Here is a 23147-nt window from a genome sequence, read left to right on the forward strand (position 1 = left end):
AGTAGGTAGAATCACGCCCTGAATTAAATCGGGGCGTTTTTTTATGCGTATTGGCCACGGCTACGATGTGCACCGTTTCGCTGAAGGCGATTTCATCACCCTGGGCGGCGTGCGCATTGCACACCACCATGGGTTGCTGGCTCATTCCGACGGCGACGTTGTCTTGCATGCCTTGAGCGATGCCTTGCTCGGCGCGGCGGCGTTGGGTGATATCGGCAAGCATTTTCCGGACACCGACCCCACCTTCAAGGGCGCTGACAGCCGTGTATTGCTTCGCCACGTGGTCAGCCTGATCCACGCCAAGGGCTGGAAGGTCGGTAACGTCGACAACACTATCGTGGCCCAGGCGCCGAAGATGGCGCCCCATATCGAATCAATGCGTGCACTGATTGCCGCAGACCTGCAAATTGAATTGGATCAAGTGAACGTGAAAGCCACCACCACCGAAAAGCTCGGGTTTACCGGTCGTGAAGAGGGCATTGCGGTGCACTCCGTCGCCTTGTTGCTGCGCGCATGAATGATCTGGAACTGCTGGGCCCGCGTGCCTACGGCGAAGCCTTAGGCAGCGCCGTCCTGAAGGCCACTGCCGAAGATTTTCAGGTGGACGAAGTGCTGGATATCCCGCTGACCGGCGAGGGCGAGCACCTTTGGCTGTGGGTGGAAAAACGTGGCCTCAACACCGAGGAAGCTGCGCGCCGTATCGCCAAGGCCGCCGGTGTGCCGTTGCGCACCGTCAGCTATGCCGGTCTCAAGGACCGTCAGGCGCTGACCCGCCAGTGGTTCAGCGTGCAACTGCCGGGCAAGGCCGACCCGGATATGAGCGCTGCTGAAAACGACACGCTCAAGATCCTCAAGACTGCCCGTCACAAGCGCAAGCTGCAGCGCGGCGCGCACGCGTCCAATGGATTCACCTTGCGCCTGACCCAACTGGTGGGTGATACCGCCGCCATCGACGCGCGTCTGCAACTGATTGCCCAGCACGGCATTCCCAACTATTTCGGCACCCAGCGTTTCGGCCACGACGGTGGCAACGTTGTCGACGCCCGTGGATGGGCGGCGCGCAAGGCCCTGCCGGAGCAGCGCAATGTGCGTTCGCGGTTGTTGTCTACGGCGCGTAGTTTCCTCTTCAACAAAGTACTGGCGGCGCGCGTCGCCGACGGTTCCTGGCAGCGTGCGCAAGTGGGTGATCTGCTGGCGTTTACTGACAGCCGCAGTTTTTTTCCGGCGGGTGAGGCTGAGTGCAGCGACCCGCGTCTGGCGATCCTGGATCTGCACCCCACCGGCCCGCAGTGGGGCGAGGGTGATTCTCCGGCGACGGGCGCCACGTTTGAGTTGGAGCAGGCGGTTGCCGCCGGTGAAGCCGACCTGCGTGATTGGCTGGTGAATGCCGGCATGAGCCAGGAACGTCGCATTCTGCGACTGCCCATTGGCGGGTTGACGTGGCATTATCCCGGGCCTGACATTCTGCAATTGGAATTCGTCCTACCGGCCGGATGCTTCGCCACTGTCTTGGTGCGCGAGCTCGTTGATCTGGTGCCGGTGGGGCAGACGGACAGCCCATGCGTATTCTGATATCAAACGATGACGGTGCCACCGCACCCGGTCTTGCTGCGCTCTATGCTGCGCTGGAAGATTACGCCGAGTGCGTGGTGGTTGCCCCCGACCAGGACAAGAGCGGCGCCAGCAGTTCGCTGACGCTCGACCGTCCCCTGCACCCGCAGGTTCTGGCTAATGGCTTTATCAGTGTCAACGGCACGCCCACCGACTGCGTGCACCTGGCGATCAACAGCCTGTTGGATCAAGAGCCGGACCTGGTGGTGTCGGGCATCAACCTCGGCGCCAACCTGGGCGATGATGTGCTGTATTCCGGCACCGTGGCGGCAGCGCTTGAAGGGCGCTTTCTGGGTCGTACCTCGTTCGCTTTTTCGTTTGCCTCGCGGCAACTGGACAATTTGCCCACCGCCGCCTATTTCGCACGCAAGTTGGTGGAGGCTCATGCCTCCCTGGACCTGCCGCCGCGCACGGTGCTCAACGTCAATATTCCCAATTTGCCCCTCGATCACATTCGCGGCATCAAGCTGACACGTCTTGGCCACCGTGCCCGTGCGGCGGCCCCGTTGAAGGTGGTCGACCCGCGTGGCAAGGAAGGCTATTGGATAGCGGCAGCTGGCGATGCCGAAGACGGTGGCGAGGGCACGGACTTTCACGCGGTGATGCAGGGTTATGTGTCGATTACGCCGTTGCAATTCGACCGCACCTTCAGCGATGCCTTCAGTGGTCTTGAAGTCTGGCTGGAGGGATTGCGCTGATGGCTCGTGAACAAGACGACCTGCTGCGTCGTGGCATTGGTATGACCTCCCAGCGCACCCGTGAGCGTTTGATCCAGCGCCTTTATGAAGAGGGGTTGTCCAACGCTCAGGTGTTGGAAGTGATCCGCCGCACCCCTCGTCATTTGTTTGTCGATGAAGCCCTGGCCCATCGCGCTTATGAAGATACGGCGTTGCCGATTGGCCATAACCAGACCATCTCCCAGCCCTACATGGTGGCGCGCATGAGCGAGCTGCTGCTGGCGGCGGGCCCGCTGGACAAGGTGCTGGAGATCGGCACCGGTTCCGGCTACCAGACCGCCGTGCTGTCGCAGTTGGTGGAGCGCGTGTTCTCGGTGGAGCGCATCAAGGTGCTGCAAGACCGTGCCAAGGAGCGCCTGGTGGAGCTGAACTTGCGCAACGTGGTATTTCGCTGGGGCGATGGCTGGGAAGGCTGGCCGGCGCTGGCGCCGTACAACGGCATTATCGTCACCGCCGTGGCCACCGATGTTCCGCAAGCGTTGCTCGACCAATTGGCACCAGGCGGGCGCCTGGTCATCCCGGTCGGTTCCGGCGAAGTGCAACAATTGATGCTTATTGTCCGTGAGGACGACGGTTTTTCCCGGCATGTATTGGGCGCCGTGCGTTTTGTTCCGTTGCTCAACGGACCGCTGGCCTGACGAATTTTCGACGCTACTGAATTCTGCGGACGGGGATTTGTCTTACGGCGGGGTCTATCAAGTCAACATGATAGGTGCGGTGATTCAACACGCTGAATGATTCGTTTCAGTCGCGTGCCGGTAAAACTTCAGTGCCCAGTTATACTTGCGACATATTTCAAGCCTGATACAGGCATTCATGTTCAGCCACCACAAAGGGAGCGGCGGGTGAGTCTCACAGGTCTTGCGCAGCGTATGGGTAAAACAAGTTTTCAACGACTGGTGCTTGGCCTTGTCTTCGGTTCCTTGTTGGTCGGCTGTTCCAGCTCGCCAAGCAGCGGCGCACGGGTCGTTGACCGTAATAGTGCGGCACCGCAAAAGCCCACGGTAACCACCGGGCAATATGTGGTGCGCAAGGGCGACACGATGTTCTCAATCGCCTTCCGTTACGGGTGGGATTACAAGGCACTAGCAGCTCGTAACAATATTCCTGTGCCTTACACCATACATCCGGGTCAGACGATTCGCTTTGACGGTCGCACCGGTTCCACGCCTACGACGGTTGTGACAAACACAGGATCTTCGCCGTCGTCTTCTAGCAAAACCACCATCATTACACGCCCTGCCGGCACTGCTGTCCCGGCGGCCTCAGGCAAGCCAACAGCCGCGCCGTTGCCGCCTGCCGGGCCTGCTCCGACGGGCTGGGGATGGCCCTCAAACGGAGTATTAATTGGAAAATTCTCTTCAAACGGTAGTTTGAATAAAGGCATTGATATCGCCGGTGATTTGGGACAGCCTGTTTTAGCTGCGTCTGATGGGACGGTGGTGTACGCCGGGAGTGGTTTACGGGGCTACGGCGAGCTGGTCATCATCAAACACAGCGATACCTACGTCAGTGCTTACGGTCATAACCGCAGGCTGTTGGTTCGGGAGGGGCAGCAGGTCAAAGTCGGACAGACAATTGCCGAAATGGGTTCAACGGGTACAGACCGGGTGAAACTGCACTTTGAGATTCGCCGTCAAGGGAAGCCTGTAGATCCGCTGCAATTCTTACCCCGTCGTTGATGTGTTGCCAGCCTGTTCCCTCACGTAGAAGGAACAGGCTCCAGCGTTGCCAAGGATAAAGGCGTCGCTTGAGCTTGAGGTCGAACTCACCAAAGGACTATAACAATGGCTCTCAGTAAAGAAGCGCCGGAGTTTGACATCGACGATGAGGTTCTCCTTATGGAGACCGGTATCGCTATGGAATCGATGTCGAATGAGGGACCTGCAACACCTTCAGTTCGTACCAAATCCAAGAACTCTACCGCTTTAAAGCAGCATAAATACATTGATTACACACGGGCGCTCGACGCGACCCAGCTGTATCTCAATGAAATCGGCTTTTCCCCCCTGCTTACCCCCGAAGAAGAAGTCCATTTTGCGCGGTTGTCGCAAAAGGGGGATCCGGCTGGGCGCAAGCGCATGATTGAAAGCAACCTGCGCCTGGTGGTGAAAATCGCCCGACGCTACGTCAATCGTGGGTTGTCCTTGTTGGACCTCATCGAGGAGGGCAATCTGGGCTTGATTCGCGCGGTGGAGAAGTTTGACCCAGAGCGGGGCTTCCGCTTTTCAACCTATGCTACCTGGTGGATCCGCCAGACCATCGAACGGGCGATCATGAATCAAACCCGCACGATCCGGTTGCCGATCCATGTGGTTAAGGAGCTCAACGTCTACCTGCGGGCAGCGCGTGAGCTCACTCAAAAACTCGATCATGAACCCTCGCCCGAAGAAATCGCCAACCTGCTGGAAAAACCGGTAGGGGAGGTCAAGCGCATGCTGGGCCTTAACGAGCGTGTGTCTTCGGTCGATGTCTCGCTGGGTCCGGATTCGGATAAAACCCTGTTGGACACCCTGACGGATGATCGGCCTACAGATCCCTGCGAGCTGTTGCAGGACGATGATCTGTCCCAAAGTATTGACCAGTGGTTGTCGGAGCTTACGGACAAGCAGCGTGAGGTGGTGATTCGCCGCTTCGGCCTGCGCGGCCATGAGAGCAGCACCCTGGAGGACGTAGGCCTGGAGATCGGCCTGACTCGTGAGCGGGTGCGGCAGATCCAGGTGGAAGGGCTTAAGCGCTTGCGCGAGATCCTGGAGAAGAATGGCTTGTCGAGTGAGTCGTTGTTTCAATAACGACACGGCTTGAATGCTTGAATGTGGGAGGGGGCTTGCCCCCGATAGCGGTGTGTCAGTCAATGCAAGTATCGACTGCTACGCCGCCATCGGGGGCAAGCCCCCTCCCACATTTTTTGTGCCGGGCATAAAGTTGGTGCGAATACCAAATCCCAGGCATAAAAAAACCCCGCTTTTAAGGGCGGGGTCTTTTCGACTAAGTCAGTACAAGTTAGATAACTTGAACTTCTTCAGCTTGCATGCCTTTCTGACCGCGGGTAGCGATGAAAGAAACCTGTTGGCCTTCTTTCAGACTTTTGAAGCCGTCGGATTGGATAGCTTTGAAGTGAACGAACAGGTCGTCACCGGATTGTGGAGTGATGAAGCCGAAGCCTTTTTCATCGTTGAACCACTTAACGGTACCAGTTTGGCGATTAGACATGGTGTATCTCCTTGGACAAAGTTAACTGCGACTCAGGAAAAGCCCTGGCCGAGACTGAGTGCAAAGAGCAGGAAAAATTCTTGGAGATGGTTGGATCGAAATTCAACATATCGTGTAGAGATTCTCAGTGACACAAGCAGCACAGTGGCGCCACCTTAACCCTTTTTCCGGAACGTGCCAATGGTATTTCCGAAGGTTTCTCTATTTTCGTGACTGGCGGTGGTATTTACAGACCCCTGATCCGGCGGTTTGGCCCCGGCCCCGTTGGTTGCGCCTTATAAGCGGCGGGGTATTGATTAAGAAAAGCCCCATGGCCTTTGAACCCCAACGCCGGCCCCGGTAAGATGCCACACAGAATTTTTCCACCTCGCTATTCAGGACACCCGCCATGAGCATCAAATCGGACAAGTGGATTCGCCGCATGGCGCAAGAGCACGGCATGATCGAACCGTTCGTCGAGCGCCAGATTCGTGGTGAAGGCGATGACCGAGTGATTTCGTACGGCGTTTCCAGCTACGGCTACGATGTACGTTGCGCCGATGAGTTCAAGGTGTTCACCAACATCAACTCGGCAATCGTCGATCCGAAGAACTTCGACGAAAAGAGTTTCGTCGACGTCAAGAGCGACGTGTGCATCATTCCGCCAAACTCCTTCGCCCTGGCGCGCACCGTGGAGTTCTTCCGTATTCCGCGTGACGTACTGACCATCTGCCTGGGTAAAAGCACCTACGCGCGTTGCGGCATTATCGTCAACGTGACGCCGCTTGAGCCTGAGTGGGAAGGTCACGTGACCCTGGAGTTCTCCAACACCACCACGCTGCCGGCCAAGATCTACGCCAACGAAGGCGTAGCGCAGATGCTGTTCCTGCAGTCTGATGAGGCCTGTGAAGTGTCCTACAAAGACCGCGCAGGCAAGTACCAAGGCCAGCGCGGCGTCACCTTGCCACGCGCTTGATCGAAAGGTCCTACGCGTAAAGGGAATTAGTCCGAAGAAACTGACTCTATTGGGTGTACTGCCTCGGCGCGTGCAAAACGCGTCGGGCCACGCTTGAGGAGTACCTTATGAAGATCGACCCGCGAATCAGCGCAGAACTTGCCCGGCTTGAACCCAACCAGATTGGTGTTCTGGCCTGGTCCCTGATGGCCGATCCCGCTTACGCGGGCGGCATCCCTGGCCAACCCGAGCCGGATTACCCGCAGCCCACCGAACCCGGCGAGCCGACTCTTCCGGACGAGCCGCCACCCGCACCTGTCGCTTGATACCAGCCAGGCCAGTCGGTGTTTCAGCCAACTGGCCAGACCTGATGTTCGCCAATCACAAAGATTTGGTGATCATTGTCTTGCTCCACGGTATATCCGCCCGTAAACGCGCCAAACGCCGGCAACAGGCTGACGCTCGAGCTCAGCAGGAAGCACGGTAGGCGTAGGCTCTGCCGGCCCTTGCCGCGCAAGCGATACACCGGGTGCACATGCCCCGCCAACACAAGGTGGCTGGCATGGGCGTCCGGTTCGTGTTGCAGGGCGAATGGGCCCATCAGCAGGGGTTCAGGAACCACTTCGATCCTCAAGTCGGCAGGCGGGTCACCCGCGCGTTTATCGTGATTGCCGCGGATTAAGGTCATCGCCAGGTCGCTGTGGCGCGCTCGCCAGCTCCTCAGTGCGCTCAGCGTGCCGCTGGCGTGGGAGCCTGGACCATGCAGAAAGTCGCCGAGAAAGATCACCTGCGCGCACGGCAGGGCGCTTAACACGCGGTCCAATCGTTGCAGATTGTCGGAGGTCGTGCCTTGTGGCACCGGTTGCCCCAGGCTTCGATAGGCCGATGCCTTGCCAAAGTGCGCATCGGCAATCAACAGGCACTGGCGCGCAGGCCAGTAAACCGCTTTGTCCGCCAGCAACCACAGCTCTTCGCCCCCAAGCGTCACCGAGTAATGCGTCATCGTTTCTCCGCAACTTTTTCCAAGTCTTTGACCATCCGCGCAATGCGCTCTGAAAGTTTTTCCGAACTCATGCTTTCGCGCATCCGCTCCACCAGCAGCGGGAACGCCAGGGGCGTTGGACGTTCGATCACATACACATCCATTTTCAGCGCCGATAACCGAAGCAAGGTCTCTTCGAGTCGGCGAATATCCAACTCGTCACGCAGGACTTCTTCCCCTGCTTGGGCCAGCAACAGGTTTTGCGGGTCATATTGCTTGAACACTTCAAAGAACAATCCACTGGAGGCCTGCACCTGCCGCGTACTTTTCGGCGCACCGGGGTAACCGGCAAACACCAGCCCGGCGATACGGGCGATTTCACGAAAGCGCCGCAGCGCCAGTTCCCCGGCATTCAGGCTTGCGGCTACATCCGTCAGCAAATTCGCCGGGCTGAGCAGGGTCTCGTTTAGCAACACTGTCCAATCCAACGGCGTGGCGCTCAGTAGCTCCAGACCATAGTCATTGACGGCAATGGAGAAGGTCACCGCCTGCCCTTGGCTGACCCGCCAGGCGAGCAAACTCGCCAGCCCCAAATGCACCTGACGCCCGGCGAACGGGTACAGAAACAGATGCCACCCCTCCCGGGACTTCAACACTTCGGCCAACAAGTGTTCCCGTGTCGGCAGGCCGGACCAGCGCAACTGCGTCTGCAACAACGGTTGCACCGCCCGCATCTCGGGGCCTTCGAAACGCCCATGGGCCGCAGCGTCAAAGCGCTCCACCACGGCCTGGGCCAGTTCATTGGAAAGCGGCATACGCCCGCCATTCCAGCGCGGTACGGCTGCCTTTTTTGCGGTACTGCGGCGTACGTAAGCGGTCATGTTTTCTACCCGCACCAGCTCCAGCAGACGTCCGGCGAACAGAAAACCATCGCCGGGCTTTAACCGTGCGATAAAACCTTCCTCAACACTGCCCAGATTCTTGCCGCCGCCGCCTTTGCTCCAGAACTTCAGCTGGATACTCGCGTCGCTGACAATGGTGCCTACGCTCATGCGATGGCGCCGCGCCAACCGAGCGTCGGGGACGCGCCAGATGCCATGCTCGTCGGGCTCCACACGGCGGTAATCCGGATAAGCGGTGAGCGACAAGCCGCCATGGCGCACAAATCCCAGCGCCCAGGCCCAGTCCGCATCCGTAAGGTCGCGATACGCCCAGGCGCCGCGCACTTCCGCCAGCAAGGCATCCGGTGTAAAGCCACCGCCCAGGGCCATGCTCACCAAATGTTGTACGAGTACATCCAACGGTTTGTAGGGCGATTCGCGTGCTTCGATGCGCCGCGCTGCAATTGCATCCTGGGCTGCCGCAGCCTCAACCAGCTCCAGGCTGTGGGTCGGCACCAGCGTCACCCTCGACGGTCGCCCCGGCGCGTGGCCGGAGCGCCCGGCGCGTTGCATCAGGCGGGCGATACCTTTGGCCGAACCGATCTGCAGTACCCGCTCCACCGGTAAAAAATCCACCCCAAGGTCCAGGCTGGAAGTGCACACCACCGCTTTAAGCTGGCCGTCTTTTAAGGCGCGCTCTACCCAATCGCGGGTTTCCCGGGACAGCGAGCCGTGGTGCAGGGCAATCAATCCAGCCCAATCGGGCCGCGCCTCCAGTAAGGCCTGGTACCAGATTTCCGACTGCGCCCGCGTGTTGGTAAACACCAGGCAACTGCTGCTGGCCTCCACCTCGGCGACCACCTGCGGCAACATCTTCAAACCGATATGCCCGGCCCAGGGAAAACGCTCGGTAACCAGCGGCAACAAGGTGTCGACTTTTAGGGATTTGGCCGTTTGCCCCTGCACATTGATTGCACCGCCTTGTGGGACCAAAACCTCAAGCGCGTGGGCCTGATTACCCAGGGTCGCCGAAATGCCCCACACCATCAGGTCGGGATGCCAGCGCCGCAGCCTCGCCAACGCCAATTGCAACTGCACGCCGCGCTTGTTACCGATCAGCTCATGCCATTCATCCACCACCACCATGCGCAGGTGCGCCAGGCTCGACTCGCTGTCGGCGCGGGCGAGCATCAGCGTCAGGCTTTCCGGGGTGGTGATCAGAGCGGTGGGTTGGCGGCGGGTTTGCCGGGCGCGCTCGCTGCTGCTGGTATCGCCCGTGCGCAGGCCGACACTCCAGGGAATCTGCAAGGTCGCCAGCGGCGCTTCAAGGGCGCGAGCCGTGTCGGCGGCCAGCGCACGCATCGGCGTGATCCACAGGACGGTGAGGGGCTCGGCAGGCGGTTTGCGTTTGCCCGTAGCAGGCGGGCGGATGTTGGCGAAGCGATTGAGGGCGGCAAACCACAGCGCATAGGTTTTACCGGCGCCGGTGCTGGCGTGCAGCAGCCCGGACTGGCCATCTTTGACCGCCGTCCAAACCGCTTTCTGGAAGTCGAACGGCTTCCAGCCCTTGGCGGCGAACCATGTCTTGGCGAAGTCGTGGGGTTTTGCCATGCGGTGCCTGACGCTCTGGAGGGTCTATTCCCACAGACCCTCCCGGCACCGCAAAGGTTTACTTCAGATTGCCACTCAGGAACTGCTGCAAGCGCTCGCTCTTCGGGTTGCCCAACACATCCTCAGGCGCGCCTTGCTCTTCGACCATGCCCTTGTGCAGGAACAGCACTTGGTTCGACACCTTGCGCGCAAAGCTCATCTCATGGGTGACCATGATCATGGTGCGGCCTTCCTCAGCCAGCCCCTGGATCACCTTCAACACTTCACCCACCAGTTCCGGGTCCAGGGCTGAGGTGGGTTCGTCGAACAGCATCACTTCCGGCTCCATGGCCAACGCGCGGGCGATCGCCACGCGTTGCTGCTGACCACCGGAGAGAAACGCCGGGTACTGGTTGGCCACCCGTGCCGGCAGGCCAACCTTGTCCAGATAGCGGCGAGCACGGTCTTCGGCGTCTTTCTTGCTGCAACCCAATACCCGGCGCGGGGCCATGGTGATGTTTTCCAGCACGCTCATATGGCTCCACAGGTTGAAGTGCTGGAAGACCATCGCCAGCCGCGTTCGCAGGCGCTGCAATTCGGCGTCGTCGGCTACGCGCATGCCGTGGCGGTCGTTGACCATGCGGATCTGTTTGCCGTCGAGGGTCATGGCGCCGTCGTTGGGGGTTTCCAGGAAATTGATGCAGCGCAAAAAGGTGCTTTTGCCCGAGCCGCTGGCGCCGATCAGGCTGATCACATCTCCGGTCTTGGCCTTGAGCGAGACACCTCTGAGCACCTCATTGTCGCCATAGCTTTTATGCAGGCCTTCAACGGTCAATTTGTACATGGGGCGTGCATCCTCAAGGCGAAAGTAGATAGCCGCTGCGGTAGGCCTCTGAGCCTGCGACATGGCCGATGACCATCCCCGCAGTGGCCATGCGGCGTAGCGAACGGGCGTAAAGCAGGCCTGCGTTGTGGCAGTGCACGGGCGTTACGCGGTCGGTAATGGGGTCGATGATTTCAGCGATCAGTTGCCCGGCTTCCAGGTATTCACCGGGCAGGGCGCTGAACACCAACAGGCCGCCGACCGGCGTCGCCACGGGTTCGACGCCTGCCAGGGGCGTGGCGGGGTAGGGCAGGTCGGGCAGCGGTGCCGGGTCGCCGGCAATTGCGCCGAAGTGAATCAGGTAATCGATGATCGCCTGGCAATCGAGGCTGGCCAGGCCGTGGTTGACGTCGCCCTGCCCGCGCAGTTCGACGGTCACCGAAAAGCTGCCCATGGGAATCGGAAAGCGCCCGGCAAAACGTTGCTGCAACTGCCACCAGACCAGGGTGAAGCACTCATCGAAAGACTGCCCGCCGGAGTCGGTGGCCAGCAAGTTGGCTTCCGAGCCTATATAGCGCGCCAACGGCTCCACCCGCGGCCAGGCCTCTGGTGTGGTGTACAGGTGCGCAACGGCTTCGAAGTCGCAATGCAGATCCAGCACCATGTCGGCGTCGCAGGCCAGGCGCTGCAGTACCAGTCGTTGAGACTGCAACTGGGTTGCGGCGGTTTGCCCGGCCAAGGCGGTGCTCAATGCGGCGCGAATCAGTTCGACATTGTGTTGCGGATCATCTCCGAGCAGCGCCTCGACCTGGTTGCCCACCTCATCACTGAGGTCGACAAACAGGCGATTGAAGTTCTGCCCGCTCTCCAACTCGTAGCGGCCCAGGGGGATGTCCATCAACACCTGTTCCAGGCCCACCGGGTTGGCGATGGGCACCAATACGATCTCGCTCAACAGCCGCCCAGCCGCCGCCAATTCGGCGAGGCGCATCTTCAAGTGCCAGGCCACCAGCATGCCGGGCAGCTCATCGGCATGCAGCGACGACTGGATGTAAACCTTGCCTGCGGCCTGCTGCGGGCCGAAGTGGAAACTGTGGATTTGCCGCGCCGTGCCTGGCACCGGCGCAATCAGTTCATGTAGCTGATGACGCATGAAGGCTCCTTAATGGCTCGGCCCGAGAAAGGCCAGCCAGCGACGTTCCGCCAGCCGAAACAGGCCGACCAGGGCAAAGGTCACGGCGAGGTAGATCAGCGCGGCAATGCCGAACGATTGAAAGGTCATGAAGGTCGCCGAGTTGGCATCTCGCGCCACTTTGAGGATGTCCGGAATCGTCGCGGTAAACGCCACGGTGGTCGAATGCAGCATCAGGATCACTTCGTTGCTGTAGTACGGCAGCGAACGGCGCAGTGCGGACGGCATGATCACATAGGCGTACAGCTTCCAGCCGCTGAGCCCGTAGGCCTTGGCCGCCTCGACTTCGCCGTGGGCCATGCTGCGGATGGACCCGGCGAAAATCTCCGTGGTGTAGGCGCAGGTGTTAAGGGCGAAGGCCAGGATCGTGCAGTTCATTGCATCGCGAAAGAACGCATCCAGTACCGGTTGTTCGCGCACGGCGGCGATGCTGTAGATGCCGGTGTAGCAGATCAGCAACTGGATATAGAGCGGTGTGCCACGAAACAGGTAGGTGTAGAACTGCACCGGCCAGCGTACCAGCGGGTTGCGCGACACGCGGGCGATGGACAGCGGGATCGACACCAGAAAGCCGATCACCAGTGCGGCGCTGAGCAACCACATGGTCATGGCCAGGCCAGTAATGTGTTGGCCGTCGCTGTAAAGGAACGGGCGCCAGTATTCCTGCAAGAGTTCGATCATCGCACCGCCTCCCGGGAGCCTGCGGAGTAGCGACGTTCAAGACGGCGCAAGACAAAGTTGGAGACGCTGGTGATCACCAGGTAGATCAGCGCGGCCAGCACCAGGAAATAAAACAACTGATAAGTGCTTTTACCCGCGTCCTGGGCCGCCTTGACCAAGTCCGCCAAGCCGATGATCGATACCAGTGCGGTGGCCTTGAGCATCACCATCCAGTTATTGCCGATGCCCGGCAGGGCGAAGCGCATCATCTGCGGGAAGGTCACGTAGCGAAAGCGTTGCCCGCGCTTGAGCCCATAGGCAGTGGCGGCTTCCAACTGGCCACGTGGCACGGCGAGGATCGCGCCGCGAAAGGTCTCGGTGAAGTAGGCACCGTAGATAAAGCCCAGGGTGATCACCCCGGCGCTGAATGGGTCGATCTCGATGTATTCCCATTCCATAAAGTCGGTCAGGCCGGTCAGCCAGGTTTGCAGGCTGTAGAAAATCAGCAGCATCAGCACCAAGTCGGGTACGCCACGGATCAACGTGGTGTAGAGCTGGGCGGGAATGCGCAGGAAGGGCAGGCTGGAGAGTTTGGCGCTGGCGCCGAGCAGGCCCAGCAACACGCTGACGGCCAGGGACAACACCGACAACTTGAGGGTCATCCAGGTGCCTTGCAGCAACAGCGGGCCGAAACCCTTCAAGCTGAACGCGCTCAGCCCGAGGGTTTGCAACAGATCTTCGAACATAAATCAGGACCTATGGCGATAAAAAAGCGCCCCTCCACTGGAGGGGCGCCCCGGGCATTATTTGCCGCTGTACAGGTTCAGATCGCCAAAGTGTTTCTTCTGGATAGTGGCGTAGGTGCCATCATCGTGTAACGCTTTGATACCTTTATCCAAAAGCGCCTTGAGTTCAGTGTTACCTTTTTTGATACCGATTGCGGTTTTCGACGGCAGCAATGGGTCGTCAATAGCCGCGCTGACTTCGTAGCCGGCACCGGCTGGCGACTTCAGGAAACCGAGTTCGGCTTGCAGCATGTCCTGTACGGAAGCGTCGAGACGGCCGGAAGTCAGGTCAGCATAAACCTGGTCCTGGTTGGCGTAGGCCTTGGTGGTCACACCGGCCTTGTCCAGCACAGCCTTGGCATAGGCTTCCTGGATGGTGCCTTGCTCGTAGCCCACGGACTTGCCTTTGAGCGACTCAGGTGTCGAGAAGCCAGCGCCTTTCTTGAACACCAGCGAGGTTGGGCCGGAGAACAGCTCGTTGGAGAAGTCGATGGCCTTTTCACGCACCGGGGTCACGGTCATGGACGAGATCACGCCGTCGAACTTGTTAGCCTTCAGGCCTGGGATCATGCCGTCGAAGTCGCTTTCGACCCACTTGCACTTGACCTTCAGCTCGGCACAGATGGCATTGCCCAGATCGATATCGAAGCCCACAAGGCTGCCGTCAGCAGCTTTGGATTCGAAGGGCGCGTAGGACGGATCGACACCAAAACGCAATTCCTTGTATTCCTTGGCCAGCGCGGTACCGGCGGCCATGCACAGAGCCAGTGCAGAAAGGGTCAGCAATGCTTTTTTCATTATGTAATCCCTGGAAACCAAGATAAGCGCTTGTGGCGCGTTTAGGACTGTTACTGAACGGTGTCAGACGGAACACAAGTAGCAATTTCTGCACCATAGTTCCGAATGATCGTTTTAAAAGGTGGGAAGAGGGAATCTTGAGTGTAGGAGATGCCCGAAAGTGGGCATCGGAAAATGAGTGCACCATTACGAGTCATACGGAAATTAAAACCTGAGAGCGGGCGTAACGTCAGGCCAGGAGATCTTGCAGAGTGGCGAGGCTGTCGGCTTCCTCTACCGCCTTGTCCTGGCGCCACCGCAACATCCGCGGAAAGCGCACCGCAATCCCGCTTTTATGCCGCTTGGACAGGGCGATCCCCTCAAACCCCAACTCGAACACCATACTTGGCGTGACGCTGCTGACCGGGCCGAACTTCTCCACCGTAGTCTTGCGCACAATCGCGTCGACCTTGCGCATCTCCTCGTCGGTCAGTCCGGAATAGGCTTTGGCAAACGGCACCAGGCTGCGCTCGCTGCCGGGCGGGCCGTCCCACACGGCAAAGGTGTAGTCGCTGTAGAGGCTGGCGCGCCGGCCATGGCCGCGCTGGGCGTAGATCAACACGGCGTCGACGCTGAACGGGTCGACTTTCCACTTCCACCACAGGCCCATGTCCTTGGTGCGGCCGACGCCATACAGGCCTTGGCGATTCTTGAGCATCATGCCCTCGACGCCGAGGCTGCGGGAGGCTTCGCGTTGCTGCGCAAGGTCCTGCCAAGTTGCACCCGTCAGCAGCGGTGAGGGCTGCAATACCGGTTGGTTGCACACAGCAATCACCTGTTCCAACTGTGCGCGGCGCTCGGCCTGGGTGTGGTTGCGCCAGTCGTCGCCCGCATGTTCCAGCAGGTCGTAGGCCAGCACCGCCACCGGCGCATCCTCAAGGACTTTTTTGCTCAGGGTCTTGCGACCGATACGCTGCTGCAACAGAGCGAAGGGTTGCACTGAGTCTTTCCACACCACGATTTCGCCGTCGATCACCGTGCCATCGGGCAGGCCACTTACCAGGCTGTGAAGTTCGGGAAAACGGTCAGTCACCAATTCTTCACCCCTGGACCAGACCCACAGGCGCCCCTCGCGCTTGACCAGTTGCGCTCGAATGCCGTCCCACTTCCACTCCACCTGCCAGTCGGCTGGGGAGCCAAGCAATGCATCGAATTGCTCTACCGGCTGCGACAACCCGTGAGCAAGAAAAAACGGATACGGCTGACCGCCGCGTTGCGCATGTTCGTCGGACGATTCTGCGGCGATCAGTTTGAGGTAGCCCTGGGGTGTCGGGCGGTTGGAAAGATCGGTGTAGCCCACCAGCCGCTGGGCCACGCGTTTGCTGTCCAGCCCGGCCATGGCGGCAAGGGCGCGGGTGACCAGCAATTTGGAGACGCCCACACGAAAGCTGCCGGTGATCAATTTGATGCACACCATCAGGCTCGGTTGGTCCAGTTGTGCCCATAACGCCGGCAGGCGCTCTGCCAGGTCCTGAGGTGAGAGGCCGCGCAAGGGCAGGAGTTTTTCTTCCAGCCACACGGCGAGGCCGTCTTCTGAGGTGTAGGTTGATTCCGGCAGCAGCAGGGAAATCGTTTCGGCCAGGTCTCCCACCGACTGATAGCTCTCTTCGAACAGCCAAGGCTCGATGCCGGACGCTTCGGTGGCCATGTCCCGCAGCAGGCGCGTCGGCACCAGTTGTCGAGGGCGTCCGCCGGACAGGAAATACACTGCCCATGCCGCATCCTCAGGCGGCGCCTTCAGGAAGTAGGCTTGCAGGGCCGCGAGCTTGGCGTTACTGGAAGTGGTGGCGTCGAGGTTGGCGTACAGCTCAGCGAAGGCCTTCATGCGCTGACCTCTTCTTCATCGTCACCGTACTCGGTGGTGAAACCCTGGGCGTCCAGGCCTTTTTCCCGCAAGTGGCGCACCAATACGCCGACTGAGCCGTGGGTCACCATCACCCGTCCCGCGCCGGTTTGTTCGATGGCCCACAACAAACCGGGCCAGTCGGCGTGGTCCGAGAGCACAAAACCTCGGTCCACACCGCGCCGCCGCCGTGTGCCGCGCAGGCGCATCCAGCCGCTGGCGAACGCGTCGCTGTAGTCGCCGAAACGCTTGATCCAACTGCTGCCGCCGGCGGAGGGCGGGGCAATGATCAGGGCTTGGCGCAGCAGCGGGTCGGTCTTGGTGAAGTCACCGGCGTAGAGCGTCTCGGGAATGTAGACGCCGGCCTCGCGGTACACCCGGTTCAGCGGTTCGACTGCGCCGTGGCTGAGGATCGGGCCGATGCTGGCGTCGATGCCATGCAGGATGCGCTGGGCTTTGCCGAAGGAGTAGCAGTACAACACGCTGGCCTTGCCGGCGGCGATATTGGCCTGCCACCAGTCGTTGATCCCGGCAAAAATCTGCGCCTGGGGCTGCCACCGGTAGATCGGCAGGCCAAAGGTGGATTCGGTGATAAAGGTGTGGCAACGCACCGGTTCGAAGGGCGCGCAGGTGCCATCAGGCTCGACTTTGTAATCGCCAGACGCCACCCAGACTTCACCTTGGTATTCCAGGCGCACCTGGGCTGAGCCGAGCACATGCCCGGCCGGATGGAAACTCAACGTCACGCCGTGATGCTGCAGTTTCTCGCCGTAAGCCAGGGTTTGAAGGTTGATGTCCTGTCCCAGGCGCGAGCGCAGGATGCCTTCGCCGGGCGCGGCGGCCAGGTAATGCTGGTTGCCGGTGCGGGCGTGGTCGCCGTGGGCGTGGGTGATGACGGAGCGTTCTACCGGGCGCCAAGGGTCGATGTAGAAATCACCGGCGGGGCAGTAGAGACCTTCAGGGCGGGCGATGACAAGGTCCATGGGGTGTGCCGTGGGCGATGGGCTTATCAGTAGGAGGAGAATGAACCTGGAGAAGTTCTATCTAAATGCAGAGAGCCAAATGTGGGAGGGTGCTTGCTCCCGATGGCGGTGGATCAGTCAAATTTGTATTGGCTGACCCACTGCTATCGGGAGCAAGCACCCTCCCACATTTTGACCCGGTTTCTTCAGGAGAAAGCCGGTTTATTTGCCTGGAGTCAGGGTTAACCGAGCTTTCCCATAGACCTTCTCAAAGTTCTGCGGCTGCATCGGGAAGCTCAGGTATTGCGCCTTGAGCGACGGGTCGATGCCATTGGCGTAGCTCGGGCTGGCGGGATTGCCGGATTGGCCGATGCCGCCCTGGCCCATCATCGGTTCCACCTGGCCGAAGTCGACGATCATGCGCAGCGCCGGGACTTGGGTGGTGTTGAAATCCTGGCCCCAGCTATACGGCGCCGGGTTCAAGGTGTTGTGGTCACCGCCGGACGCCAACGGGCCGCGAATGACTTGGCCAGCAGTGTTCTTCCAGGTGGTGCTGTGCAGCTTGCCCCACTGCCAGGCCTTGTGATCGGCGCCCAGCTGGATGTCGCCCGCGGTGATCGCGGCCGCGAGGCTGCGGGCCAGGATCGCCGGTTTGTCTTCTTTCTGCGGTGTGCGCACGTCGTCCCAGAACGGGCTGTCTTCGCGGCTCAGCAAGTGGTCGGCCTGGGCGGCGTAGGAGAGGTTGGCGTTGCTGACAAACGCTTTCCAACTGGCGCTGTTTTCCGGGCCGAGTTCGTCGAGGAAGATCTGCTTGGTGCTTTCCTGCAGGAATAACTCATAGAGAGCCGCGTCGGCGGATGTCGCGACGAGGCGACCGTCGAAGGCCATCAGGCGATTCAGCGCTTCACGCGCTTTGGCCTGTTCGGCTGCAGGCAACCCATCAATCGCCTGTTTCAGCGGCTGGGCCATGCCCGGTGCCTGGAACATGGTCTTGAGCTTGGCGGCGAACGTGGTGGTCTGGTCGTATTGCATGGCGATCACGCTACGACTGTCGTGCTTGCCGGCATTGGCCAATTGCGCCAGGCGCTCGCTGCGCTCCGGGGCGTCCCAGGAGTTGGACAACTGCATGCCATAGCCACGCGGCGCGGTGCGCTGGTTGGCGGTGCCGATCCAGCCTTGGGCCGGGTCCTGGTCATAAGGATGCAGCATCGCGTCGGCGTAGCCGTCCCAGTCAAAACGCGTATCCCAGCCTGGCGACGGCAGCAGACCTTCGCCTTCGCGGCGGTTGGGGAAACGGCCGGTGACCTGCCAGCCGATATTGGTGGCGTCGGCGAACACCATGTTTAAGGCAATGGCGCGAATCTCGCGGGTCGCATCCGAGGCTTTGGCGACGTTTTGCGCGCGGGACAGGTCGAAGAACGCATCCAGGCTCTTGTCGTCTTTAAAGTCGGCTGTTTGCAACGCCAGGCCCAGACCGCTGGTGAGCGCCTGGCTGCTGTTGAGCAGGGCGCCGTGACGGGTTTCGTAGACAACTTCGCGAGTCGAGCGCTGGCCTTTGACGAAGAAGGTTTCATTACGCACGCCGGCCGGCAGCCATTTGCCGTTGTTCTCGTAGTACAGCGCGTTGCCTTGGCGTTTGACCTTTTCCAGGAACAGGTCCTGGGTATCGCCCTTGACCGTGCTCATGCTCCACGCGACTTTGCCGTTGAACCCGGACAGCAGCGTTGGCAAGCCGGCAATCGAGGCGCCGACGGCCTGGTATTTCGGGGCGCGAATCTGCACGTAGCTCCATGGCGACGGTGCTTGCGGTTGGGCGGCGAGGTCGTTGGCCAGCAGGCTCTTGCCACTGCGGCTGCGCTGCGGGCCGATGGCCCAGTTGCTCGACGTGGTCACGGCCAGGGCATTGAGGCTGCCCAGTTGCTGGCTGACGGTGTCCAGCCCCGCCAGACCGGTGATCTGGCTGAAGTTCACACCCTTGAGCTTCTCGGCTTCGGCCAGTGGGATGGGCTCGTCCGGTGCGCTTGGGGTAAGCCAGGCGAGTTTGTCGGCGCCGACTTTTTGCGCGAGCACCAAAGAGGCGAGCTCTTCTTGCAGGTTGGCCGACTCGCTGAAATTCAGCAGGCAGAACAACAGCGCCGAATCTTCCGGCTTCCAGTATTCGGGCTTGTAGCCGGTCTGGGCCAGGTCCGGCGGCAGCTTGTCGCGGTAGCGGAACAGGTAGGCGTTGACGCCACGGGCATACACTTCGAAGAAGCGCTTGAGGCGCGGCGATGAGGCGTTGTACAGCTCGCCGGCGCTTTTTTTCAGGTTGACCGCACGCATGAAGCGGTCGACATCCAACACCTCTGGGCCGGACATTTCTGCAAGACGGCCTTGGGCCAGCAGGCGCAGGGTGACCATCTGGGTGATGCGGTCACTGGCGTGCACATACCCAAGGCTGAACAGTGCGTCGTGGAATGTGTTGCTTTCGATCAGCGGCATGCCTTGGGCATTGCGGCGCACCGACACGTTTTGTGCCAGGCCTTTGATCGGCTGTACGCCCGCAACGGGCGGCAAGGTGTCCTGGGTGCTCTGGAGCTGGCAACCGGCCAGGCTTAATGCACTGGCCACTGCCGCGGCAACGCCGAACCGGGGGAGAAAATGTGAGAGGGCTGGCGAGGCCATGGCAAAGCTCCTGCGGGGGGTAGCGTCAGTAAAGGCGCTACGTTAGTGAGCGCGGCGAACCGACGCAAGCAGGAGCTCAGCCTTATTTTCATGAACGGCCCAAGAGGACTTGGGCGGATTGGCCTTCCGTGCCCATTCATATGCCCGAACCGTCGCCGGGCGCCTATTACAGTATCGAGCTTACGCCCCGTGGCACTTCTTGAATTTTTTCTCGCTGCCGCATGGGCAAGGATCGTTGCGGCCAACGTCCTTCAACGCGTTGCGCACTGGCTCTTGATGAGCGTGGCCGCAGTTCGGGCCGTGGACATGGCCGTGGCCGTGGTCGTGATCATGGTGATCGTGATCGTGGTTGCAGTCAGGACCATGGACATGGGGTTGCTGAGTCATTGATGTCGCTCCGGAATAAAATCGCCGGGGATTATCACGCCATTGTGGGCCACCTGCACGTCATAACCGATGAATAATCCGGTTTTGAGCTCGCCTTCCAAGCGATAGGGCACGGGTTGGTCGGGTTTTTTCAACAACTGCACGACACTGCGTATCTGCGGCCAGAGGTTGGTGCGTACGGAAACTTTGAAAAACGCATGGCTTCGGGGCGGCACGGTGAGCCATTCGTTGGACTCGCCTTCGGTCAGCACAAAATCATCCAGGGTGACCTTGTAGATCAGGCCGCGCACGGTCAGGTCCGCGTCGTCGCGGTTGTCTACGCGAAAGTACAGTTTGAATTTCTGTTCCAGCAACTTGGCCCGCACCACTTCGACCTTAACCAGAGAGACGTGGGGCGGCGGCGCGTCGTCCTCGAACCACGAAGCACAGCCGCTTAGACCGAAGATTAACGCCAGCATCAAGCTGTAGATCCGGAGCATGGCGTTGGTCCTATTGTGGTTAGAAGTAGCTGGAGCAGCACTTCTTGAATTTTTGCCCGCTGCCGCACAGGCACGCGTCATTGCGTCCAGCCTTCACCTCCACCGTCGGATCGATGAAGTACCAGCGCCCGTCATTCTGTACGAAAGAAGACTGTTCGCGGTGGCTATGTTCGCCGGTGCTGTCGTGCCAGCGCGCTGTAAAGGTCACGAAGGCATGTTCCGGCTGGCCGCCGAACACCTCCGAGCTTTCCACCTCAAGGCCGAGCCAGGTGCTCTGGGCACTCCAGGCGCTGATGGATTCGCGATCCAAACCCGCCTGTTGCGCGGGCAATGTGGTCGCCACCAAATAGTCCACCAGGCCCAGCACATAGGCGCTGTAGCGCGAGCGCATCAACGCGCTGGCGCAGGGCGCCGGGTGACCGGCGTGATAATGGCCGCAGCAGGCATCCAGCAGGTTGCCACTGCCGCAGGGACAAATGGATGTACTCATTGGGTTACCACCAATACTTACCGAAATTTTCCGGGTTGGCCCAGAAGCGGGCATTGAGCCAGTCCGGCACCTGTTTATAGTCAAGCAGATCGTAGGTAAACAGCGTCAGCACCTGCTCATCGCGCTGGAAGCGTTCGCCGGCCTGCAGGGCCAGAGAGAAGAAGTCGGTGTCCTTCCAGTCGCAGGCGCCCAGATCCACCAGCACCGCAATGCGGCTGGCGTTGAGGTTGCGAATCCCGCCGAGCAGAGTCAGGCCTTGGGGTTTTGACAGGTGCTCCAGGCAATCGACCACCAATGCCAGGTCAAAGCGCAGCGCGGCCAGCTCTGCGGGCAACGGCCCAGGCGTTGCCACAAACACTTGGGTGTCGGGATGCGCTTCCTTAAAGGCATCCAGCGCCGGGAACTGGCTGGCACCCAACAGCAACAGGCGTTTGGGCTGGTGCAGATCGAGCAATGCGGCCAGGGCTTGCTGGGGGGTACGGGCAGAAATACCAGCGGTCATCAGAGATCCTCACATCAGGACCGTAGAGACTAGCGCGGCTGAGCGTGTGGGCCTAGAGCAGGTGATGGCGAAAAGTCCTACTTTGATGTTCATCCTCAATGAATACGGGGATGGGGTACCGCGGCACAGATCCTCTCTTTAATCGCCGCCCTTTCAAGTTTTTTGAACCTTCACTGGCAAATCGCCTGTAGAAGTCGTTACTGTGCGATCAAAGAAAAATTTGAAAACACTCAGGAGCCCCATGATGCGTAAGGTTTTTCTGTTGGCTCTGTTGGCCAGCCCCGTTGCCCTGGCCCAGAGCGTCAGTGTCGAAACCAACTCGTTGATGCGCCTGCCCAGCAGCACCAGTGTGTTGCAGCTGGAACGCTTGGAAGTGGCGGACTACGGCACCTTGCTGATCCCCTCGACCATCAGCCAGGTCACCGTCGATGAGCTGCATTTGGGGCGCGATGCACGTATCGCCATTGTCCCCGGCGCTGTCGGACTGCAATTGCAGGTGGGTCATGCGCAACTGGAACATGGCAGCCAGATCACCTCGCGCGGCGCGCCAGGCACCCATGAAAAACCTGCGAAAGCCGGTCGAGACCTGACCTTGCGCATCAATTCGCTGGCGGCTGAAGAGCTGTCGGTGGATGCCCGTGGCGGCGCCGGTGCTCAGGGTTATGCCGGGCTTGATGGTGCCAATGGTGTGGACCCGGGTTGCACATGGGGCTCAGCCGGACGCGGTTTCAATGGTGATAATGGCGGTGATGGCCTGCCGGGGGGCGCGGGTGCGCAGGTACGCGTGGAGTTGCCTAAGGACTTCCCGGCTGAACATATCAAGGTCTGGGTGGACGGCGGCGCTGGCGGGCTGGCGGGTACAGCGGGCAAACCGGGCAAAGGCGGGGAATCCAAAGGCTGCCTGGTGTATCGCGCCGATGGCGGCGAAAAGGGCCGTCCTGGTTTGGAAGGACAACCGGGGCCGGTTGGGCCTGCGGGGACTGTGACTATTCAGCGTCTCTGATACTTCAAGCCCCTCCCACCTTGGAATGCATTCCGGGTGTGGGGGGCTTGCTGCCGATAGCGGGCTAAAGGTCGTCTCAGAACATCGGCCGAGCCGAAGCAATCGCGACCACCACCAACCCAACAATCAGATTAACCCCCACCAACTTGCGAATCTGCCCCAGCGCAGCCGCGCCCGCCGGCCAATCCTCAGCCGCCACCGCCGCCTTCAACTCCGGAAATTTCAACGCCTGGATGCGGATAAACAACGCGGTCATCACCAGATATAAGCCCATCATCACCTGCACGTAACGCGGTGCAGTCTCAAACCCGCTGAAACGCAGGTGCAGCAGGCCCACACCGCTGATCGGCAAAATCAGCACCGCCACCCATACCCACACGAAAAAACGTTGAAACACATTTGCCCACAACTTGAGTCGGGCAGGGCCCTCAAGTGCCGCCATGGCGGCGGGTCGCAGGATCATCCAGGCGAAAAACATACCGCCCACCCATACCAGGGCGGCCAATACATGCAGGGTGTAAGCGAGGCTAAACGCGGTCATTGTGGTACTCCGTTCTGCGCGGGATTAATTA

25 protein-coding genes are annotated in these 23147 nt (G+C 60.3%); 9 read left to right on the top strand and 16 right to left on the bottom strand.

The window, feature by feature from the left end:
- The first annotated feature begins 43 nt into the window (after positions 1-43).
- The 6 genes from ispF (at position 44) to rpoS (ending at position 5140) form a co-directional block, all read left to right on the top strand.
- Positions 44-517, top strand: coding sequence for a 2-C-methyl-D-erythritol 2,4-cyclodiphosphate synthase (gene ispF / locus CKW32_RS03070; protein WP_032891633.1), 474 nt, complete (start codon positions 44-46; stop codon positions 515-517).
- A complete protein-coding gene (truD, locus tag CKW32_RS03075) occupies positions 514-1572 on the top strand; it encodes a tRNA pseudouridine(13) synthase TruD (protein WP_095184015.1) in 1059 nt (352 codons plus the stop codon). The genes ispF and truD overlap by 4 nt, the downstream gene beginning before the upstream one ends.
- The gene (surE, locus tag CKW32_RS03080) at positions 1560-2309 is read left to right on the top strand and encodes a 5'/3'-nucleotidase SurE (RefSeq protein WP_032891631.1); all 750 of its coding nucleotides are present in this window, start codon (positions 1560-1562) and stop codon (positions 2307-2309) included. Before truD ends, surE begins: the two co-directional genes overlap by 13 nt.
- A gap of 41 nt (positions 2310-2350) precedes the next feature.
- Positions 2351-2986 (top strand): protein-L-isoaspartate(D-aspartate) O-methyltransferase, encoded by a 636-nt coding sequence (locus tag CKW32_RS03085; RefSeq protein WP_169899534.1) that lies wholly within the window; start codon positions 2351-2353, stop codon positions 2984-2986.
- A gap of 207 nt (positions 2987-3193) precedes the next feature.
- Positions 3194-4030: a peptidoglycan DD-metalloendopeptidase family protein gene (locus CKW32_RS03090; RefSeq protein WP_032891630.1), complete on the top strand. Its 837-nt coding sequence runs from the start codon at positions 3194-3196 to the stop codon at positions 4028-4030.
- Positions 4031-4135: 105 nt separating this feature from the next.
- Complete coding sequence (rpoS, locus tag CKW32_RS03095; protein WP_032891629.1) at positions 4136-5140, top strand: RNA polymerase sigma factor RpoS; 1005 nt, start codon at positions 4136-4138, stop codon at positions 5138-5140.
- Between the two features lie 211 nt (positions 5141-5351).
- Here the strand turns inward: rpoS and CKW32_RS03100 are convergent, their stop codons facing one another.
- A complete protein-coding gene (locus CKW32_RS03100) occupies positions 5352-5561 on the bottom strand; it encodes a cold-shock protein (RefSeq protein ID WP_002554837.1) in 210 nt (69 codons plus the stop codon).
- Positions 5562-5949: 388 nt separating this feature from the next.
- Here CKW32_RS03100 and dcd point away from each other — a divergent pair, with 388 nt between their 5' ends.
- Both dcd and CKW32_RS03110 read left to right on the top strand, forming a co-directional pair.
- Entirely contained in the window at positions 5950-6516 is a 567-nt protein-coding gene (gene dcd / locus CKW32_RS03105) for a dCTP deaminase (protein WP_003172320.1), read from the top strand.
- A gap of 107 nt (positions 6517-6623) precedes the next feature.
- On the top strand, positions 6624-6821 hold the full coding sequence (locus CKW32_RS03110) for a hypothetical protein (protein WP_010212420.1): 198 nt from the start codon (positions 6624-6626) through the stop codon (positions 6819-6821).
- 23 nt (positions 6822-6844) lie between these two features.
- On the opposite strand, the gene pdeM is transcribed toward CKW32_RS03110, so the two are convergent.
- The 14 genes from pdeM to CKW32_RS03180 all read right to left on the bottom strand — a co-directional run bounded on the left by pdeM (position 6845) and on the right by CKW32_RS03180 (position 21572).
- Positions 6845-7498, bottom strand: coding sequence for a ligase-associated DNA damage response endonuclease PdeM (pdeM, locus tag CKW32_RS03115; RefSeq protein ID WP_095184016.1), 654 nt, complete (start codon positions 7496-7498; stop codon positions 6845-6847).
- Positions 7495-9969 carry a ligase-associated DNA damage response DEXH box helicase gene (locus CKW32_RS03120; RefSeq protein WP_095184017.1) on the bottom strand — a complete coding sequence of 825 codons (2475 nt, stop codon included), beginning with the start codon at positions 9967-9969 and terminating at the stop codon, positions 7495-7497. Before CKW32_RS03120 ends, pdeM begins: the two co-directional genes overlap by 4 nt.
- 58 nt (positions 9970-10027) lie before the next feature.
- Positions 10028-10792: an ABC transporter ATP-binding protein gene (locus CKW32_RS03125; RefSeq protein WP_095184018.1), complete on the bottom strand. Its 765-nt coding sequence runs from the start codon at positions 10790-10792 to the stop codon at positions 10028-10030.
- Positions 10793-10805: 13 nt separating this feature from the next.
- The gene (locus CKW32_RS03130) at positions 10806-11924 is read right to left on the bottom strand and encodes a succinylglutamate desuccinylase/aspartoacylase family protein (RefSeq protein ID WP_032891623.1); all 1119 of its coding nucleotides are present in this window, start codon (positions 11922-11924) and stop codon (positions 10806-10808) included.
- A 9-nt stretch (positions 11925-11933) separates the two neighbouring features.
- On the bottom strand, positions 11934-12644 hold the full coding sequence (locus CKW32_RS03135; RefSeq protein WP_032891620.1) for an ABC transporter permease: 711 nt from the start codon (positions 12642-12644) through the stop codon (positions 11934-11936).
- Positions 12641-13369 (bottom strand): ABC transporter permease, encoded by a 729-nt coding sequence (locus tag CKW32_RS03140; RefSeq protein WP_032891617.1) that lies wholly within the window; start codon positions 13367-13369, stop codon positions 12641-12643. The genes CKW32_RS03135 and CKW32_RS03140 overlap by 4 nt, the downstream gene beginning before the upstream one ends.
- 57 nt (positions 13370-13426) lie before the next feature.
- On the bottom strand, positions 13427-14206 hold the full coding sequence (locus CKW32_RS03145) for a transporter substrate-binding domain-containing protein (RefSeq protein WP_032891615.1): 780 nt from the start codon (positions 14204-14206) through the stop codon (positions 13427-13429).
- 229 nt (positions 14207-14435) lie between these two features.
- Positions 14436-16070 (bottom strand): ATP-dependent DNA ligase, encoded by a 1635-nt coding sequence (locus tag CKW32_RS03150; protein WP_095184019.1) that lies wholly within the window; start codon positions 16068-16070, stop codon positions 14436-14438.
- A complete protein-coding gene (locus tag CKW32_RS03155; RefSeq protein WP_095184020.1) occupies positions 16067-17071 on the bottom strand; it encodes a ligase-associated DNA damage response exonuclease in 1005 nt (334 codons plus the stop codon). The genes CKW32_RS03150 and CKW32_RS03155 overlap by 4 nt, the downstream gene beginning before the upstream one ends.
- Before the next feature lie 201 nt (positions 17072-17272).
- Positions 17273-19714: a penicillin acylase family protein gene (locus CKW32_RS03160; RefSeq protein WP_095184021.1), complete on the bottom strand. Its 2442-nt coding sequence runs from the start codon at positions 19712-19714 to the stop codon at positions 17273-17275.
- A 180-nt stretch (positions 19715-19894) separates the two neighbouring features.
- Positions 19895-20101, bottom strand: coding sequence for an SEC-C metal-binding domain-containing protein (locus CKW32_RS03165; protein WP_071496901.1), 207 nt, complete (start codon positions 20099-20101; stop codon positions 19895-19897).
- Positions 20098-20580 carry an LEA type 2 family protein gene (locus CKW32_RS03170; protein ID WP_032891606.1) on the bottom strand — a complete coding sequence of 161 codons (483 nt, stop codon included), beginning with the start codon at positions 20578-20580 and terminating at the stop codon, positions 20098-20100. Before CKW32_RS03170 ends, CKW32_RS03165 begins: the two co-directional genes overlap by 4 nt.
- A gap of 19 nt (positions 20581-20599) precedes the next feature.
- A complete protein-coding gene (locus tag CKW32_RS03175; RefSeq protein ID WP_032891604.1) occupies positions 20600-21070 on the bottom strand; it encodes a YchJ family protein in 471 nt (156 codons plus the stop codon).
- A gap of 4 nt (positions 21071-21074) precedes the next feature.
- Positions 21075-21572, bottom strand: coding sequence for a DUF6231 family protein (locus tag CKW32_RS03180; protein WP_032891602.1), 498 nt, complete (start codon positions 21570-21572; stop codon positions 21075-21077).
- Between the two features lie 244 nt (positions 21573-21816).
- Here CKW32_RS03180 and CKW32_RS03185 point away from each other — a divergent pair, with 244 nt between their 5' ends.
- On the top strand, positions 21817-22575 hold the full coding sequence (locus CKW32_RS03185) for a hypothetical protein (RefSeq protein WP_032891600.1): 759 nt from the start codon (positions 21817-21819) through the stop codon (positions 22573-22575).
- A gap of 76 nt (positions 22576-22651) precedes the next feature.
- Here the strand turns inward: CKW32_RS03185 and CKW32_RS03190 are convergent, their stop codons facing one another.
- Entirely contained in the window at positions 22652-23116 is a 465-nt protein-coding gene (locus CKW32_RS03190; protein ID WP_095184022.1) for a CopD family protein, read from the bottom strand.
- Between the last annotated feature and the right edge of the window lie 31 nt (positions 23117-23147).

This window comes from Pseudomonas sp. Irchel 3H9 (assembly GCF_900187495.1).
Lineage (GTDB): Bacteria > Pseudomonadota > Gammaproteobacteria > Pseudomonadales > Pseudomonadaceae > Aquipseudomonas > Aquipseudomonas sivasensis.